The following is a 16,841-nucleotide window of genomic DNA, read 5'->3' on the forward strand; positions in this document are numbered from 1 at the left end:
GCAGGCTGCGGGATGTACGGACGAGAGACGGAGCCGGAGATGAAGGGGGGCCTGCATGGTTGACGCCAAGCAGGAGTACGACACCGCCAAGGCGATGGAGCAGCAGCGCAAGAACCACGAGCGGGAGGAGCGGCTGAAGTCGTTCAAGGGTCAGCATCTGACCCCCCGTTCCCCGTCTGACTTCCATCACCACGGCATCAACGCACTCCGCGCAATGATCGCCAACGCCAACCCCGAAGCGATCGAGACCTCCGGCTATCACTGGCGCGCCTCCGCTGACCGCCTCGGCGGCCAGGACGGCCAGGGCGGTATCCGCAAGGCCTTCATGGATGCTGTCGATCACGCCACGGCGCACTGGGAGGGCTCGGCGGCCCAGGCTTTCCGCAGGGAGGCCGGCAAGGTCCTGGAGAAGATCGACCGGACCTACCAGCACTCCCGCAACGTGGAGTCCACGCTCATCGGTTCGCGCTCCTCAGGGCCGGAGGTCGGCGTCGCACACAACCTGCGCGAGGCCAAGCGGACCATGTCCAAGATCCATGACCCGGGCCTCGTGGACCGGGCCAAGGACGACAGCGGCGACGACAGTCAGTTCAAGCGGGACATGCAGAACCCGAAGATGGATGCCCGCATGGCGCTGGAGCTCAACCGGGACAGCCTGTCCCTGAGCAAGGAGCGCCAGGTCGAGGCGGTCGTCGTGATGGATGAGCTGGCGGCGCATTATGAGGGGCAGGGCAAGCGGCTCAACGACGGGATCGAGCCGGGCGGCCCCGGGGACGACTGGCCGAAGCCCCCGTCCTCGACCCCGCCGCCACCTCCGGTGCGGATGCCCGTGGTCGGCGGCACCCACCCGAAGGAGTCGTCGTCGGACACGCCCAACGGCGCGGGCGGCCACGCCGTCCCGCCGGGCTTCGACGGGCCCAAGGTCTCCCGGCCCGAACTGCCGGTGACCACCGGACTCGACAGCGTGCAGGGCGGCACCCTCGCCCCGTCGACGGGTGGCGGTGCCATCAACGGCGGGATGACGGGCGGCAGTCACGGGGTGTCCGGCGGCACGGGCGGCTTCCCCGGCGGAGCGATCCCGGTCGGTGTCATCGGTATGCCGGGCGGCATGGGTTCCGGCGGGGCCCGGGGCGGCGCCGGCGGGATGCGCGGTGGCGGTATGCCGGGCGCCGGTGCCGGGGTCGGCGGCAAGGCGGGTGCCGCGGGCGCGGCCGGCCGCGGCGGTCCGCAGGCACGTACCCGTGGCGGGACGGCCGGCAGGCCGGGCGGCCCGGCGGGTGGTGCCAAGCAGGGCGGCGCCGGGCTGCACCGCAGTCGCGGCGGCAACCAGGCGGGCATGGCGGGCGCGGCCGGTGCCAAGGGCAAGGGCCAGGGCGAGAAGGAGCGCACGACCGGGCAGCGTCCCGACTACCTCGTCGAGGACGAGGAGACCTGGACCCCGCAACGTAATGTGGCCCCTCGCGTCATCGAGTGAGCCGGCGATAGCGTCGCCTGCGGCCCAGTGAGGCATGGCCCCGCACCCGGGTGTGCGGGGCTTTTCCTCAGGCGGAACAATGCCGCCCGGACAGCACAGCAAGAAGGAGCGAAGGATGAGGGTCACCCGAACACTGCGCGTGACGGTGGGTGCCGCGCTGACCGGAGCGCTGCTGCTGGCCGCGGGCGGGACCGCCTCCGCAGATCAAGTGCGCAAGGATCTGTGGCCGTTGGAGGCATTCGGGGCCCAGCAGCTCTGGAAGGAAGCCACCGGCAAGGGCATGACGGTAGCTGTGCTCGACAGTGGATTCCGGGAGACGCATCAGGACCTGAAGGGCCAGTTCCTTCCCGGGCCGGACTTCGGGAAGGCAACGGAAGCCGAGGGCGCCAAGCACCTTTCCGCCCAGGAGGACATCCGGGACCACGGCACCGCCATGGCCGGAATCATCGCGGGGCACGGACACGGCCCGAAAGGTTCCCAGGGCGTCAAGGGGCTGGCACCGGACGCGAAGATTCTGCCCGTCCCGGAGTACAAGAACAGCGGACAGGGCACCCGATGGGCCGTGGACCACGGTGCGGACGTCATCAACATGTCCTATGGCGGGGATATGGAGGGCGATATGTGCGAGTCCATCCAGTACGCCTTGAAGAAGGGTGCCGTGGTCGTGGCAGCCGTGGGCAACAACGGCTGGTCCCAAAAGAGCTATCCGGTGGGCTGCAAGGGTGCGATCGGCGTCGGCTCGGTCAACGAGTACGGCGAGGCATCCGACGACAACAACTACAACTCGGACATGGATCTGCTCGCGCCCGGAGTAAAGGTTCCCGTGGCGATGGGCAAGAGCGACTCCGATTACCGCACATCCGCAGACGGCAGCTCGGCCGCCTCCGCGTATGTCTCCGCCGCCGCGGCCCTCCTCAAGCAGAAGTTCCCTGACCTCACTCCAGGCCAGATCGCGAACCGTCTCGTGAAGACCGCCGGACTGGCGAAGGCCGAAAAGGACGAGCACCTCAAGCTGCCCGACGCCCACTACGGCTACGGCTTCATCCAGCCCGGGCCGGCCCTGCGGCGTACCATCCCGGCAGGCTCGGCACAGGGCCCGCTGCCGATGCCGGACGACAAGGCGTCCTCCCAGGATGCCGCCGGCAAGGGCTTTGACCCCAACCCGCCCATGGGCGGCAAGCAAGCGATCATGCTCTACGGCGGTATCGGGCTCGGCGTACTCCTCGTCGCAGGCATCGTCATTGGCGTCGTGGTCGCCGTCCGCCGTCGTAACAATTCCGGTCACCAGGCCTGGGGCTGAGCGTCACTGCCCCACCCTCTACGGGGAGGAACCCCACAACGAGCGGCTGTCCGTGTTATGCCGGAGGCGGCTCGTTGGCCTTGCGCATTGCGGTCTTCGCCGGGAGCGGCGACACAAGTCCTATGGGACCTGTGTCGCCCAGTGTGCGCGGGTACTGAGCCCATTACCTTCTCGAATTCCACGGCGCACGGGTCGCGGGCGACCTGCGCTTCGGCGGAGTCGTGGTGACTCCCGGCAGCAAGGCGATGCTTTTCATGAGACCCGTGAACGGGGGAAAGCCGGCTCCGCAACGCGAGCAGGCCGACGCCGAACGCATCGCGAAGGCGGAACGGGCGGGGCTCGCTGTCAGGACGACCAGGTCGAGGATGATGAAGCCGGGCGGGTAACGGAGGCCCCGGGCCACCACCCCCACCATCGGGAAATTCAGGCGACATGGCCCCGGCGCGCTGTTAACTTCCCAGCCCATGGACCCCGTAGGTGAAAAAGCGATACGTGCCTCCTTCGTCAATTGCTCGAAGGGCGAGGCGAGCAGAGCCCATCTGCCCGTGGGGCTGGCCGAACTCCCGTGGGGTGACCTGGACTTCCTGGGATGGCGCGATCCGGGGGCGCCGGACCGGAGCTATCTGGTCGCGCCCCGGGGCGACGGGCTCATCGGCGTGACCCTGCGGGTCCCGCAGGGAGTGCGGCGGAGTTTCACGAAGACGACGGTGTGTTCGGTCTGCGTGACCGGCCACCCGGGTTCCGGTGTCAGCCTGCTCGCCGCACGCCGTGCCGGCCCCTCGGGACGGCAGGGGAACACCGTCGGGACGTATCTGTGCGCCGACCTCGCCTGCTCCCTCTACGTCCGGGGACGCAAGCAGTCCCAGCTCGCCGGCCGGCACGAGGAGACGCTGCCCCTGGAGGAGCGGATCGCTCGCACCGTGCGGAACCTGGATGTCTTCCTGGACAAGGTGCTGGAGGGCGAGCGCTAGCAGACCGTCGGGCGACGGGCGGACCGTCGGGGGCAGCAGACCGGAGCAAGGCAGGAGCGGCCGCGCGGATACGGCGGTCGGCCGCCATGGCGGTTGCCGCGCTGTTGCCGCCGCTGGAATGTCCGGCGGCACCGATCCGCTTCGGGTCGGCACAACTGGACCCCCAAAGCCCGTAGTTGGCGCGGCATCAGACCGCCCTCGGCGCGAAGGCGCAGGTCACGCGAGAGTGCGCGGCGGGGGCGTGGCGGGAGCGAGGCGCCGGCGGGAGGGGTGGCGCCGTCGCCCCGACGGTGGTGGGGGAGCCCGCGGCGAGGAGGGCGGGATGCTACCCGCCGGTTCCGCTTGCCACCACCTGTCCGTCGGACAGATCCTCGTGTCCACGCCGTGAGGGGAGCGGCGCAGAAGCAGGGGGACGACGTGCTACGTGTGCACTTCACCGCGCAGGATCTGGCGCGTACGCGGGTGGCCGACGGGGCCGACCCGCTCTGGGAGACGGTGCTGAGCCTGCACAGCCTGCGGGAGAACCGGACCGATCCGGCGCTGGCGGCCTGGCGGCAGCACGCCGTGCGGTACGGGACGGAGCCGCTGCGGACGCTGTTCGCGCTGGTCCCGCCCTACGGGTACTTCCCGGACTTCCTCACGCCGTCCGCGTCCCAGTACGGGGTCGAGTCCGGTCTGGAGGCCGTGATGAGCACCCCGCGGCAGCGGCTGCGGACCGAGCTGACGCGGCTGTCGGGGCACCGGGCGCTGCCGGGATGGGCGCGCGGCATCGGCGAGGGCGAGCCGGCCGCGCTGCGGCAGCTCGCGCGCAGCCTGCGGACGTATCACCATCTGGCGGTGGCGCCGGCCTGGCCGCGGATCGCCCGACGGGTCGGTGCGGACCGGGAGTTGCGCAAGCATGCGCAGGTCCAGTCCGGGGTGGAGGCGATGCTGCGGACGTTCGGGGCGCCGATGCGCTGGCGGCCGCCGGTGCTGGAGGTCGACTATCCGGTGGAGCGCGAGCTGCACCTCCAGGGGCGGGGCCTGGTCTTCGTCCCCTCGTACTTCTGCTGTGACCACCCGCTGGCGCTGGTGGACGAAGCGCTGCCGCCGGTGCTCGTGTACGCGGCACGGGAGACGGCGGACGCCCGTGCCGAAGGGCCCCGCCTCCGGGAATTCGGAGGCGGGGCCCTTCGGGACGTGCCGGTTCTGCTCGGCGGCCGGGCCGGAACCCGGACCGCCGCCAGGCGCTAGGGGGCGTCTCCCCGATCTCCGTGGGCCTGCGACGCTCCCCCAGCTAACGCTGGGAGGTGCCCCCAGGCACCGCACCTCGCCGCGTTGTCGGATCGTCCCCGTACGCCCAGTACGGGGACGATCCTCCGCCTTGCGATGCACGGCACCAGACGCCGCAGGCTGATCCACGGAGATCGGAGAGACACCCCCTAGGACGTTTCCCCTACGGGGAGCCACGCGCCTGCGGTCGGTCAGAAGCGCCGGGTGATCAGTGCCCGCTTGACTTCCTGGATGGCCTTGGTGACCTCGATACCGCGCGGGCAGGCGTCCGTGCAGTTGAAGGTCGTCCGGCAGCGCCAGACGCCGTCCTTGTCGTTGAGGATTTCGAGCCGCTGCTCGCCGCCCTCGTCGCGCGAGTCGAAGATGAAGCGGTGCGCGTTGACGATCGCCGCCGGGCCGAAGTACTGGCCGTCGTTCCAGAACACCGGGCACGAGGACGTGCAGGCGGCGCACAGGATGCACTTGGTGGTGTCGTCGAAGCGCTCGCGGTCCTCGGCGGACTGGCGCCGCTCACGGGTCGGCTCGTTGCCGGTCGTGATCAGGAACGGCATCACATCGCGGTACGCCTGGAAGAAGGGCTCCATGTCGACGACAAGGTCCTTCAGCACGGTCAGGCCCTTGATGGCCTCGACCGTGATCGGCTTCTCCGGGTTTATGTCCTTGATCAGCGTCTTGCAGGCGAGACGGTTGCGGCCGTTGATGCGCATGGCGTCCGAGCCGCAGATGCCGTGGGCGCAGGAACGACGGAAGGTCAGCGACCCGTCCAGCTCCCACTTGATCTTGTGGAGGGCGTCCAGGACGCGCTCCTTGGGGTCGATCTCCAGCTGGAAGTCCTCCCAGCTGGCGTCCTCCGAGATCTCCGGGTTGAACCGGCGGATCCGGAAGGTGACCGTGATCAGGTGCGAAGCGCCGTCCTCGGCCGCGTCCAGCGCCGCGGAGTGCTTGTCGAGAGTCGGGGTGCTCATCAGTACTTACGCTCCATCGGCTGGTAGCGGGTCTGTACGACCGGCTTGTAGTCGAGGCGGATCGACTCGGTGCCGTCTGCGCCGACCTCGCGGTACGCCATGGTGTGCCGCATGAAGTTGACGTCGTCGCGGTTGGGGAAGTCCTCGCGGTAGTGACCGCCGCGGGACTCCTTGCGGGCCAGCGCGGACACCGCCATGACCTCGGCCAGGTCGAGCAGGTTGCCCAGCTCGACGGCCTCCAGCAGGTCGGTGTTGAACCGCTTGCCCTTGTCCTGGATGGACACGTTCAGGTAGCGCTCGCGCAGCTCGCCGATCTTCTCGACCGCGGTCTTGATCGTCTGCTCGGTGCGGAACACCATCACATTGGCGTCCATGCACTCCTGGAGCTCCCGGCGGATCTCGGTGACCCGCTCGCTGCCGGTGGAGTTGCGCAGCCGCTCGACCTGGTCGATGACCAGCTGCGCCGGGTTCTCGGGGAGCTCGACGAAGTCGGCGTCCGCGGAGTACTCGGCGGCGGCGATACCGGCCCGGCGCCCGAAGACATTGATGTCCAGGAGCGAGTTGGTGCCCAGGCGGTTGGCGCCGTGCACGGAGACACAGGCCACCTCGCCGGCCGCGTACAGGCCCGGCACGACGGTGGAGTTGTCCGCCAGGACCTCGCCCTCGACGTTCGTCGGGATGCCGCCCATGGCGTAGTGCGCGGTCGGCTGGATCGGGATCGGGTCCGTGTAGGGCTCGATACCGAGGTAGGTACGCGCGAACTCGGTGATGTCCGGGAGCTTGGCGTCCAGCTGCTCCGGCGGCAGGTGCGTCAGGTCCAGGAAGACGTGGTCGCCCTCCGGTCCGCAGCCGCGGCCCTCGCGGATCTCCGTGTAGATGGAGCGCGAGACGACGTCACGCGAGGCGAGGTCCTTCATGACGGGCGCGTACTTCTCCATGAAGCGCTCGCCGTCCTTGTTGCGGAGGATGCCGCCCTCACCACGGGCGCCCTCCGTCAGCAGGATGCCCATGCGCCAGATGCCCGTCGGGTGGAACTGGAAGAACTCCATGTCCTCCAGCGGCAGCCCGCGGCGGTAGGCCGCGGCCTGGCCGTCACCGGTCAGGGTGTGCGCGTTGGAGGTCACCTTGAAGAACTTGCCGGTGCCGCCGGACGCGAAGATGATCGACTTCGCCTGGAAGACGTGGATCTCGCCGGTGGCCAGCTCGTACGCGACGACACCCGCGGACTTCTTGACGCCGTCGACGTCCTGGAGCAGCAGGTCGAGCACGTAGAACTCGTTGAAGAACTCCACGCCCTCCTTGACGCAGTTCTGGTACAGCGTCTGGAGGATCATGTGGCCGGTGCGGTCCGAGGCGTAGCAGGACCGGCGGACCGGGGCCTCACCGTGGTTACGGGAGTGACCGCCGAAGCGGCGCTGGTCGATGGTGCCGTCCGGCGTGCGGTTGAACGGCAGGCCCATCTTCTCGAGGTCCAGGACCGAGTCGATGGCCTCCTTCGCCAGGATCTCGGCGGCGTCCTGGTCGACCAGGTAGTCGCCGCCCTTGATCGTGTCGAAGGTGTGCCACTCCCAGTTGTCTTCCTCGACGTTCGCGAGGGCGGCAGCCATACCGCCCTGGGCGGCGCCGGTGTGGGAGCGGGTCGGGTAGAGCTTCGTCAGGACCGCGGTGCGGCTGCGCTTGGTCGACTCGATGGCCGCACGCATGCCCGCGCCACCGGCGCCGACGATGACGGTGTCGTACTTGTGGATCTTCATGGTTCCAGTCAGCCCCGGCCTTAGGAGATGTTCGGGTCGAAGGTGAAGATCACCAGCGTGCCCAGAAGGACGGTGAACACCGTCGCGGTGTACAGCAGCATCTTCAGCCAGAAGCGGGTGTTGTCCCGCTGCGCGTAGTCGTTGATGACCGTACGCAGGCCGTTGGCGCCGTGCAGCATGGCGAGCCACAGCATCAGCAGATCCCAGACCTGCCAGAACGGCGAGGCCCAGCGGCCGGCCACGAACGCGAAGCCGATCTTGGAGACGCCGCCGTCCAGGACGAGCTGGATCAGCAGGTGGCCCAGGACCAGGACGACCAGCACGATGCCGGACAGCCGCATGAACAGCCAGGCCTGGAGCTCGAAGTTGCCCCGGGACGCGCGCCCGGTCTTCTTCGTGCGCTTGCGCGGCGCCTCGATGACCGGGGCCGGGTGGTCCACGTCATAGAGCGAGACGCCGTCGGACGCGCCCGCCGCGGTGGCACCTGCGGAGGTGGTTTCAGCAGACATCTCGCGTCAGCTCCCGAACAGCGTGCGCAGGGTGTGCTGCAACACGGGGTAGAAGGCACCGGCCATCAGCACGACCCAGACACCGACGACGGTCCACAGCATCTGCTTCTGGTACTTCGGGCCCTTCGACCAGAAGTCCACGGCGATGACCCGCAGGCCGTTGAGCGCGTGGAAGAGGATGGCGGCCACCAGGCCGTACTCCATCACATTGACGATCGGGGTCTTGTAAGTCGCAACGACGTTGTCGTACGCCTCGGGGGAGACGCGTACGAGAGCGGTGTCGAGGACGTGTACGAACAGGAAGAAGAAGATGAGGACGCCGGTGACTCGATGAGCCACCCAGGACCACATGCCTTCCCGGCCGCGGTACAGCGTTCCAGCCGGCACGGAAAAACCCTCCGGGAGCGGGGATTGGGGCCAGCCGGCTTCTCTGTCGGTCGGGCCCGGCCGGGTACGGTCCACCGGCCCTGGCCATCGTAGCGACGTGCTGTCGGTTCCTTGCGCCGGGGTCCTTAGGTGTGATCAAACAGGCACCAACGGGCTATCACACAAGGACGAAACGGAAGTACCGGTGATAAGCGGCGATCCGGCGCTCCGCTACGGCCCGGAGCTCATCAGCCGCGTCAGCCGGCCGCGGGCCAGCCGGCGGAGTTCCTCCGCGGCGACCGCCCGCTCCTCGTCCGGTTCGTTGCCCAGCCGGGTGCGGATGCCGGACAGCACCTGGTCGAGCAGCTCCTCGTCGCGGTAACCGTCCAGGCAGATGACGAAGACATGGCGAAAGCGCCGCTCGTACTCGGCATGGGCGGCCCGCAGCGCGGTGTGGGCGGCGAGCGTGCCGGGCCCGCGGGCACCGACCAGCGGCTGCGACGAGAGGGACTCCTCGGCGAGCGCCTCGTCCAGCTCGCCCGGCGTGAGGTCGTAACAGGCCTCGTCGGCGGCGGCGAGCAGCGAATCCGGATCCGGGTACGGACGGTGCGCGGCCACCCGCTCGGCCCAGCGGTGGCTGCCGCAGCAGCTCAGCAGCACGGCCAGCGTGTCGTCCCGGGTGAGGGCGTTGAAGCGGCCGAGCCCGATCCCCTCACGACGGGGGTGGGGCAGGGCGCCGCCAAGGGTCCGGGCGGATATGCCGCACCACGGGGGCTGCGGAGGGTGCAGCGTCGTCGGCCGGGCGGCCGGGGTGTCACCGGACAGCGTGGGCTCCTCGGACGGATGCGAATGAGTCGATTCGACGGGTGCGGGACGGGCGGCTGAAGGAAGCTGGGGGGAGCGGACCGGAACCGGGCCGCGTACGAAGCGGCGGCGGGTGTGATGGTGCGTGTGCCACGCCACCCCGGTGGTATCCGGCGGCTCCAGGAGAGCCCTGTGAAGGGGGTGACCAATGGAACCGCCACGCTAACGACGCTTGTCGTCCGCTGTCCGAAGGATGCGCGAATTTCACCCGGATGAGAGAGCTTTCGTGCGTTCGGTGGACGACCGGCTCCGCACACCTGGCAATACCTTCGCCCCGAAAAGTGAGGATTGCACGATGTCGAATCCGATGCGGCCGCCGCGCGCCCCGCGGCCCTCGGCCTCCCTGCGCCTCCCGACGAGGCCGGGGACGCGCCCGGGCCCGGCGGCCCGGTCCGCCCTCCCGGCCGCGGCCCTCGCCGGTGCCCTGCTGCTCGCCGGCTGCTCCGGCGCCGCGGACACCGAGCCGCCCGGGAGCACCAGCGCCAAGATGAACCCCTCGGCCGACGCCACCCCGACGTGGGCGCCGGTGACCGGAACACCGCAGGTCATCCCCGCCGTCCGCGACTTCCGCCGGGCCGAGGGACGCGGCTGGCGCCCGTCCAAGGGGGCCCGTGTGGTCGTACCGGCCGGCGAGAAGAGCAATGTCGCCGACGAGGCCCAGCGGATGGCCAACGACCTCGGCCTCGGCATCGTCTACGGCGACCAGACCGTACGGCCCGGCGACATCGAGGTGAAGCTGACGGGCAAGAACAGCGACAACAACGTCCCCGTCCGGGGCTCCGCCGACGAGGCCTACACCCTCACGGCCGACGGCACCAGGCTCACTCTCACGGCCCCCACCGACGCCGGAATCTTCTACGGCACCCGCACCGTCAAGCAGGCCGTACGCGCCGCCGGCGGACTCCCCGAGGGCACCATCCAGGACCGGCCCGACCGCCCGCAGCGCGGATTGTCGCTGGACAACGCCCGCAAGCCGTTCACCCAGAACTGGATCGAGGCGCGGCTGAGGGAGATCGCCGACCTCAAGCTCAACCAGTTCCAGCTGCACTTCTCCGACGACCAGGGCTTCCGCATCCAGAGCGACACCCACCCCGAGATCGTCTCCGCCGACCATCTGACCAAGGCCCAGGTCCGCCAGATCATCGCGCTCGCGCGCACCCTGCACATCTCCGTCGTCCCGGAGCTGGACTCGCCCGGCCACCTGGGCGCCGTGCTGGACCACTATCCCGCTCTCCAGCTGCGCAACGTCCAGGGCCGGGTGATCCCCGGGGCGATCGACATCTCCAACCCCAAGTCCGCCCCGCTGATCGACTCGCTGCTGAAGGAAATGAGCGAGCTGTTCACCAACCCCAAGGGCGCCCCGGCGTACTGGCATCTGGGCGGCGACGAGTACCAGGCGCTGATGTCGTCCTCTCCCGCCACCAAGTACCCGCAGCTCGCGAAGGCCGCGCGGCAGAAGTACGGGTCCGGCGCCACCATCGAGGACCTGACGACCGGCTGGCTCAACGACCGGCAGAAGACCGTGGAGGCCAAGGGCAAGAACCGGGTCGAGGCCTGGAACGACGGATTCTTCGCCGGCGGGGTCGTGACCGCGGACAAGAACCGGATGGTCGACTACTGGACCGGCAAGGAGGCCGGCAAGCGCGACCCCGCGGAATTCCTGCGCGAGGGCCGCAACGTCATGAACTTCAACGACGAGTTCCTCTACTACGTGCTCGGCGAGCCCAACCAGTTCGTCTATCCGACCGGCCAGCGGATCTACCAGAGCTGGACCCCGCGGGTGATCCGCGGTACCCAGCCGGTGGCGGTGCCCGCGAGCATGACGGGCCCGGACCGCATTCCCGGGGCGCGCTTCGCGATCTGGTGCGACCTGGCCCAGGCGCAGACGGCGGCGCAGGTGGCCGCCGGGATCCGGCTGCCGCTGGCGGCGCTGGCGCAGAAGACCTGGGACCCGGGGACGCCCGCCCTGTCCTGGACGGACTTCAAGGCGCTGGCCAACCGGGTGTGAGCGGGACCCGGGAGCCGGACCCGGTAAGAAACGGGTGAGAGAACGAGGACGGCCGGGGCCGCCACCCCCCACAGGAGAGGCCCCGGCCGTCGTTCGCGAAGGGCCTGTGACGGCCCCCTACCCGGTACAGCGCCAGACGGCGCGAAAGCGTCACACGGGGTACGGACGGGCGCACGGCCCGTGCTCTGGACGGGGGCCCGGACAGGCCCGTAACGTGCGGATCCGCGCCGGTCGGCGCACTGTTCAGGCCGCCTGCCGCGGCGGGAGAAGCCGTCCTTCCCGGGAGTTCCAGATGGATCCGTGCGGGCACCTCGCCGAAGCGCCGGCCGCTCGGCGCCCCCTTTCTTCCGGCTCCGCCGCATCGGGCGGTGCCTCCCTCCCGGGTTCGGATCGTTTGCCCACACGGGATACGGTCTGCGGGAACATCCGGGTTACCGGCGGTTTCCGGCCGTCCGCGGCCGGCGGCTCGCGGTAGCCGGCCCGGCTCCGGCCGTGCGGAGGGGCGCTGCCCGCCCCAACGACGCCGGGAACGGAGAAGCGAGGCCGAAGGCGCGGCCGAGAGAAGCAGCAATGCAGCAAGGACCGGGCGGCGGACATTCCGCGTGCGACAGGATGGACCCGTGCGAGGGGACGACATTCAGCCGGACGACCGTCGGCTGACGGTGGCCGTGCAGGCGGCACAGGACGGTGACGAGGCGGCGTTCCGTACCGTCTACCGCGCCGTACATCCCCGGCTGTTGGGATATGTACGGACCTTGGTGAGCGAACCGGACGTGGAGGATGTCGCCTCCGAGGCCTGGCTCCAGATCACCCGCGACCTCGCGCGCTTCAGCGGCGACGCCGACCGCTTCCGCGGCTGGGCCGCCCGTATCGCCCGCAACCGGGCCCTCGACCACATCAGGATGCGCGGCCGCCGCCCGGCGATCGGCGGCGACGAGAGCGAACTGGCCGACACCCCCGGCGCGTCCGACACCGCGGGCGAGGCACTCGAAGCCCTGGGCACCGGCAGCACCATGCGGCTGATAGCCCGGCTGCCGCAGGACCAGGCCGAGGCCGTGGTGCTCCGGGTGGTGGTCGGGCTCGACGCCAAGAACGCCGCGCAGGTGCTCGGCAAAAGGCCCGGCGCGGTGCGCACCGCCGCACACCGCGGGCTGCGGCGGCTCGCCGAGCTGATCGGCGAGGAGCCGGACGGCAGTCAGGACAGGAGTCAGGACAGCAGTGGGGCCGGTGGCGAAGGCGGCGCCGGCCAGGGTGGAGGAGCCTCCTCCGGAGCGCCCGTACAGGGCCCGCACGGCGGTGGCGGAACGGTGAGCGGGGTGCCCGTACAGGGCAGAAGGCGTCGCGACGGCGTGGCGGAATCGTACGTACCAGGTGTGACGGAAACGGCCGCACGGACGCAGAGGGACATGTGATGGCCGACGACCGGTACGACTGGCTCGACAAGGACACCGCGGAGCAACTGCTGCGCGGTGAACAGGTCAGTGCCCGGAACGGCGACGGCGCACGCGAACTCGAACAGCTCCTGGAAGCCGCCGCCGCGGTCGCCGCCAGGACGCCCGAAGCCGTCGAGCTGCCCGGCGAAGAGGCGGCCGTCGCCGCATTCCGCCAGGCCGTCCGCCACGGCTCCGGCGCCCGCAACCGCACCGCAGGCGCACCGGCCACGGGCGCGCGCACCGCGGACCTCGCCGAACGCACCCGGCTCGGCCGCCCCGTCCGGCGCGGCTTCGCCGTCGCCCTCGCCGCCTGCGCCATCGGCGGCGTCGCCGTCGCGGCCGGCACCGGCGTCCTGCCCACCCCGTTCCGGGGCGGCGGCGACCCCGCACCGGCCTCCAGCGTCTCCGCCGTCGAAACCCCCGGACCGTTCCGCACCGGCGAGCCCGGCGCCCAGACCGACGGCACCACGGGGCAGACCCCCGACGCCACCCCCGATCCGAAGAGCTCCGAACCCCCCGAGAGCCCCAGACCCGGCAGCAGCCCCGGCGCCAGTAAGAAGCCCGGCAGCGGCACCCCGAGCGGCGGAACGGGACGCGGCAGCGACAAGCCCGGCGGCAGCGACGGCAAAGAGACCGGGCCCGGCCACGGGGACACGAAGAACTTCCTGCTCGGCCTGTGCCAGAGCTACGAGTCCGGCAAGCGGGACGGCATGGACCGCGACACGCTGCGGCGCCTCGAACGCAAGGCCGGCGGACCCGAGAAGGTGCACGTCTTCTGCCGCGCCTACCTGGCGCGGTACCAGAACGGCGGCGGCTCGGGCGGCGATGACGGCTTCGGCGGCGGCACCGGCGAGAGCGGCGGCGGCTCGGGCGGTGACGAGGACGACGAAAGCCACCCGCCCCGGCCACCCGGCGCGAGCCCGGGCACCGGCACGTCCACCCCGGCCCCCGGCCCCTCGGCAACCGCTCCGGACCCCGGAGATGCCACACCCAGTGGAACCGCTGACGGCCCGGTGTGACGTTTTTTGAAGCCGTGACGCAGTAATGAGTGAGCCGACTGGTCATCGGCTGCGCGACGAGCCGGGGTTCCCCCCGTACCTACGGCTCAGCGCAACTGGCGCGGGCGGGGCACGTTCCCCCGGCCCTGCCCGCGCCCCTACTCTTTGCGCCTAAGCTGGCGCCGCTCTCGCGGATGTGGTTGCTCCGGGTGGGGGTTGCTCAATTTTCGCTTCGGTCAGAGATATGCGGTTGGGCTCTTGGGATGTGCTGCTGATGTGTCGTCTCTGTGGTCTCTGTGGCTAGTGGTAGACGACGACCTTGGTTCCCCGCTTCACGGTGTGGAAGAGGGCGGCGATCTTGTTCTTGTCGCGGACGTTGACGCAGCCGTGGGAGGCGCCGCTGTAGCCGCGGGCGGCGAAGTCCGCGGAGTAGTGGACGGCCTGGCCGCCGCTGAAGAACATCGCGTACGGCATGGCCGTGTGGTAGATCGTCGAGACGTGGTGGCGGCTCTTGAAGGTGAGGGCGAAGGCGCCCTCGCGGGTGGGGGTGTACTGCGCGCCGAAGCGGACATCCATCGCCGAGACGATCTCGCCGTCGACCATCCAGGTGAGGGTGTTGCTCCGCTTGCTGATGCAGATCACCCTGCCCCGCATACAGCGCGGATCGGGGACGCCGACGGGCCTCGTCGTGGGCGGGTAGAGCTGCTGGTGTGACGGGTGGCGGGTCTGGGACTTCAGCGCCCGCCAGGCCGTGGGCTGTAGGGCGCCCGTACGGGGCAGGCCCTGTCGTTTCTGGAAGGCGCGGACCGAGGCGGCGGTCATCGAGGCGTAGTAGCCCGTCGGGGCGCGGTCGAAAAGGCCCAGCTGGGCCAGTCGCGCCTGGAGTTCGCGGACCTGCGCACCGCGTGAGCCGGCCGCCATGAGCGGCCGGGCGGCCGGTGGTGCGTGGTGGGCGGTGCGGTGGGGGCGCGGCGCGGTGGTGTGCTTGGCCGGGGCGGGTGGCGCCGGATGGCCGAGGGGCGGGGGAGCGGGAGTGGTGGGGGCGTAGCGGATGCCCCCGCTGTCCGGTGAGGCGGTCCCGGTGACCTGCACCGGGCGGCAGCCCACCGCGAGTGCGGCCACCACCAGCACCGCGGCCATCGCAGGCGCTGTACGTCTTCCACTGCTCCGCTGCATGCGCAACCCCCGGATCTCGGCGGCCCGACCGGCCCTCGGTGACTCTTCCCAGCGCTGCGGGGCGGCGAACCTGCGGGCATGCTGTCAGCAAGGCGTAAACCCGGACTGACCGGTCACCCAATGGGAGGCGTACACCCATGGCGTACGAGTCGGGCAATGTGCGGCACAACGAGAGCGGTCTGCCCGTCGAGCCTGTGTACGGGCCGGAGGCGCTGGAGGGCTGGGACCCGGAGCGCAGCCTCGGCGCGCCCGGCAGCTACCCCTTCACCCGGGGTGTGTATCCGTCGATGTACACCGGGCGGCCCTGGACGATGCGGCAGTACGCCGGCTTCGGCACCGCGCGCGAGTCCAACGCCCGCTACCGGCAGCTGATCGCCCACGGCACCACGGGCCTGTCGGTCGCCTTCGATCTGCCGACGCAGATGGGCCACGACTCCGACACCCCGATCGCCTCGGGCGAGGTCGGCAAGGTCGGGGTGGCCATCGACTCCGTCGAGGACATGCGGGTGCTGTTCGGCGGTATCCCGCTGGACAGGGTGTCGACGTCGATGACGATCAACGCGCCCGCCGCGCTGCTGCTGCTCCTCTACCAACTGGTGGGGGAGGAGGAAGGGGTGGCGGCCGGTCAGCTGAACGGGACCGTGCAGAACGATGTGCTCAAGGAGTACATCGCGCGGGGGACGTATATCTTCCCGCCGCAGCCGTCGCTGCGGCTGACCGCGGACATCTTCCAGTACTGCCGGGCCGAGATCCCCCGGTGGAACACCATCTCCATCTCCGGCTACCACATGGCGGAGGCGGGCGCCTCGCCCGCGCAGGAAATCGCCTTCACGCTCGCCAACGGCATCGCCTATGTGCGGACCGCCGTTGCCGCCGGGATGGATGTCGACGACTTCGCGCCGCGGCTGTCCTTCTTCTTCGTCGCGCGGACGACGCTGCTCGAAGAGGTCGCCAAGTTCCGGGCCGCGCGCAGGATCTGGGCCCGGGTGATGCGGGAGGAGTTCGGTGCGCGGAACCCCAAGTCGCTGATGCTGCGGTTCCACACCCAGACGGCGGGGGTGCAGCTGACCGCCCAGCAGCCGGAGGTGAACCTCGCCCGGGTCACCCTCCAGGGGCTCGCCGCCGTGCTCGGCGGCACCCAGTCGCTGCACACCAATTCCTTCGACGAGGCCATCGCCCTGCCCACGGACAAGTCGGCGCGGCTGGCGCTGCGTACCCAGCAGGTGCTCGCGTACGAGACCGATGTGACCGCCACCGTCGATCCGTTCGCCGGTTCCTACGCCGTCGAGTCGATGACGGACGAGGCCGAGGAGGCGGCCGTGGCGCTGATGCGGCGGGTCGAGGACATGGGCGGTGCGGTGGCCGCCATCGAGCGGGGCTTCCAGAAGGAGGAGATCGAGCGCAACGCCTACCGCCTCGCCCAGGAGACGGACGCCGGTGAGCGGGTCGTGGTCGGCGTCAACCGCTTCCAGCTGGACGAGGAGGAGCCCTACGAGCCGCTGCGGGTCGATCCCGCGATCGAGGCCCAGCAGATCGAACGGCTGGCCGTGCTCAGGGAACGCCGTAACGCCCGTGCGGTGTCGGCCGCGCTCGGCGATCTGCGCAAGGCCGCCGAGGGCACGGACAATGTCCTCCACCCCATGCGCGAGGCCTTGCGGGCGAGGGCGACGGTGGGCGAGGTGTGCGATGCACTGCGGGAGGTCTGGGGGACGTATGTGCCCACGGATGCGTTCTGAGTGGGCAGTTGAGGG

Annotated in this window: 14 protein-coding genes; 8 read left to right on the top strand and 6 right to left on the bottom strand. The window is 70.4% G+C overall.

Annotated elements, in window-relative coordinates; genetic code table 11:
• Positions 1 to 55: 55 nt before the first annotated feature.
• From M8I34_RS21875 to M8I34_RS21890, 4 genes are all read left to right on the top strand, one after another.
• The gene (locus tag M8I34_RS21875) at positions 56 to 1,474 is read left to right on the top strand and encodes a hypothetical protein (protein WP_250051512.1); all 1,419 of its coding nucleotides are present in this window, start codon (positions 56 to 58) and stop codon (positions 1,472 to 1,474) included.
• A 115-nt stretch (positions 1,475 to 1,589) separates the two neighbouring features.
• Positions 1,590 to 2,774: a S8 family serine peptidase gene (locus tag M8I34_RS21880; protein WP_250051514.1), complete on the top strand. Its 1,185-nt coding sequence runs from the start codon at positions 1,590 to 1,592 to the stop codon at positions 2,772 to 2,774.
• Positions 2,775 to 3,238: 464 nt separating this feature from the next.
• Positions 3,239 to 3,745, top strand: a complete 507-nt coding sequence (locus M8I34_RS21885; protein ID WP_030086979.1) for an FBP domain-containing protein — start codon at positions 3,239 to 3,241, stop codon at positions 3,743 to 3,745.
• 417 nt (positions 3,746 to 4,162) lie between these two features.
• A complete protein-coding gene (locus tag M8I34_RS21890) occupies positions 4,163 to 4,978 on the top strand; it encodes a hypothetical protein (protein ID WP_250051516.1) in 816 nt (271 codons plus the stop codon).
• Between the two features lie 230 nt (positions 4,979 to 5,208).
• Here M8I34_RS21890 and M8I34_RS21895 read toward each other — a convergent pair whose 3' ends face one another.
• The 5 genes from M8I34_RS21895 to M8I34_RS21915 form a co-directional block, all read right to left on the bottom strand.
• On the bottom strand, positions 5,209 to 5,982 hold the full coding sequence (locus tag M8I34_RS21895) for a succinate dehydrogenase iron-sulfur subunit (protein WP_053209451.1): 774 nt from the start codon (positions 5,980 to 5,982) through the stop codon (positions 5,209 to 5,211).
• Positions 5,982 to 7,736 (bottom strand): succinate dehydrogenase flavoprotein subunit, encoded by a 1,755-nt coding sequence (gene sdhA / locus M8I34_RS21900; RefSeq protein ID WP_250051518.1) that lies wholly within the window; start codon positions 7,734 to 7,736, stop codon positions 5,982 to 5,984. The genes M8I34_RS21895 and sdhA overlap by 1 nt, the downstream gene beginning before the upstream one ends.
• Positions 7,737 to 7,756: 20 nt before the next feature.
• A complete protein-coding gene (locus tag M8I34_RS21905; protein WP_030086987.1) occupies positions 7,757 to 8,245 on the bottom strand; it encodes a succinate dehydrogenase hydrophobic membrane anchor subunit in 489 nt (162 codons plus the stop codon).
• Positions 8,246 to 8,251: 6 nt separating this feature from the next.
• Complete coding sequence (gene sdhC / locus M8I34_RS21910) at positions 8,252 to 8,632, bottom strand: succinate dehydrogenase, cytochrome b556 subunit (protein ID WP_030066793.1); 381 nt, start codon at positions 8,630 to 8,632, stop codon at positions 8,252 to 8,254.
• A 210-nt stretch (positions 8,633 to 8,842) separates the two neighbouring features.
• Complete coding sequence (locus tag M8I34_RS21915) at positions 8,843 to 9,574, bottom strand: 2-oxo-4-hydroxy-4-carboxy-5-ureidoimidazoline decarboxylase (protein ID WP_374210961.1); 732 nt, start codon at positions 9,572 to 9,574, stop codon at positions 8,843 to 8,845.
• Positions 9,575 to 9,770: 196 nt separating this feature from the next.
• On the opposite strand from M8I34_RS21915, the gene M8I34_RS21920 reads away from it, so the two are divergent.
• The 3 genes from M8I34_RS21920 (at position 9,771) to M8I34_RS21930 (ending at position 13,935) form a co-directional block, all read left to right on the top strand.
• Positions 9,771 to 11,483: a glycoside hydrolase family 20 protein gene (locus tag M8I34_RS21920; RefSeq protein ID WP_250051520.1), complete on the top strand. Its 1,713-nt coding sequence runs from the start codon at positions 9,771 to 9,773 to the stop codon at positions 11,481 to 11,483.
• 620 nt (positions 11,484 to 12,103) lie between these two features.
• The gene (locus M8I34_RS21925; RefSeq protein WP_250051523.1) at positions 12,104 to 12,895 is read left to right on the top strand and encodes an RNA polymerase sigma factor; all 792 of its coding nucleotides are present in this window, start codon (positions 12,104 to 12,106) and stop codon (positions 12,893 to 12,895) included.
• Positions 12,895 to 13,935, top strand: coding sequence for a hypothetical protein (locus M8I34_RS21930; RefSeq protein ID WP_250051525.1), 1,041 nt, complete (start codon positions 12,895 to 12,897; stop codon positions 13,933 to 13,935). The genes M8I34_RS21925 and M8I34_RS21930 overlap by 1 nt, the downstream gene beginning before the upstream one ends.
• A 279-nt stretch (positions 13,936 to 14,214) precedes the next feature.
• Here the strand turns inward: M8I34_RS21930 and M8I34_RS21935 are convergent, their stop codons facing one another.
• Positions 14,215 to 15,054, bottom strand: a complete 840-nt coding sequence (locus tag M8I34_RS21935; protein WP_250051527.1) for a L,D-transpeptidase family protein — start codon at positions 15,052 to 15,054, stop codon at positions 14,215 to 14,217.
• Positions 15,055 to 15,227: 173 nt separating this feature from the next.
• On the opposite strand from M8I34_RS21935, the gene M8I34_RS21940 reads away from it, so the two are divergent.
• Positions 15,228 to 16,826 (top strand): methylmalonyl-CoA mutase, encoded by a 1,599-nt coding sequence (locus M8I34_RS21940; RefSeq protein ID WP_250051529.1) that lies wholly within the window; start codon positions 15,228 to 15,230, stop codon positions 16,824 to 16,826.
• Positions 16,827 to 16,841 lie beyond the last annotated feature (15 nt).

The organism is Streptomyces sp. MCA2, assembly GCF_023544705.1.
Taxonomy (GTDB): Bacteria; Actinomycetota; Actinomycetes; order Streptomycetales; family Streptomycetaceae; genus Streptomyces; species Streptomyces decoyicus.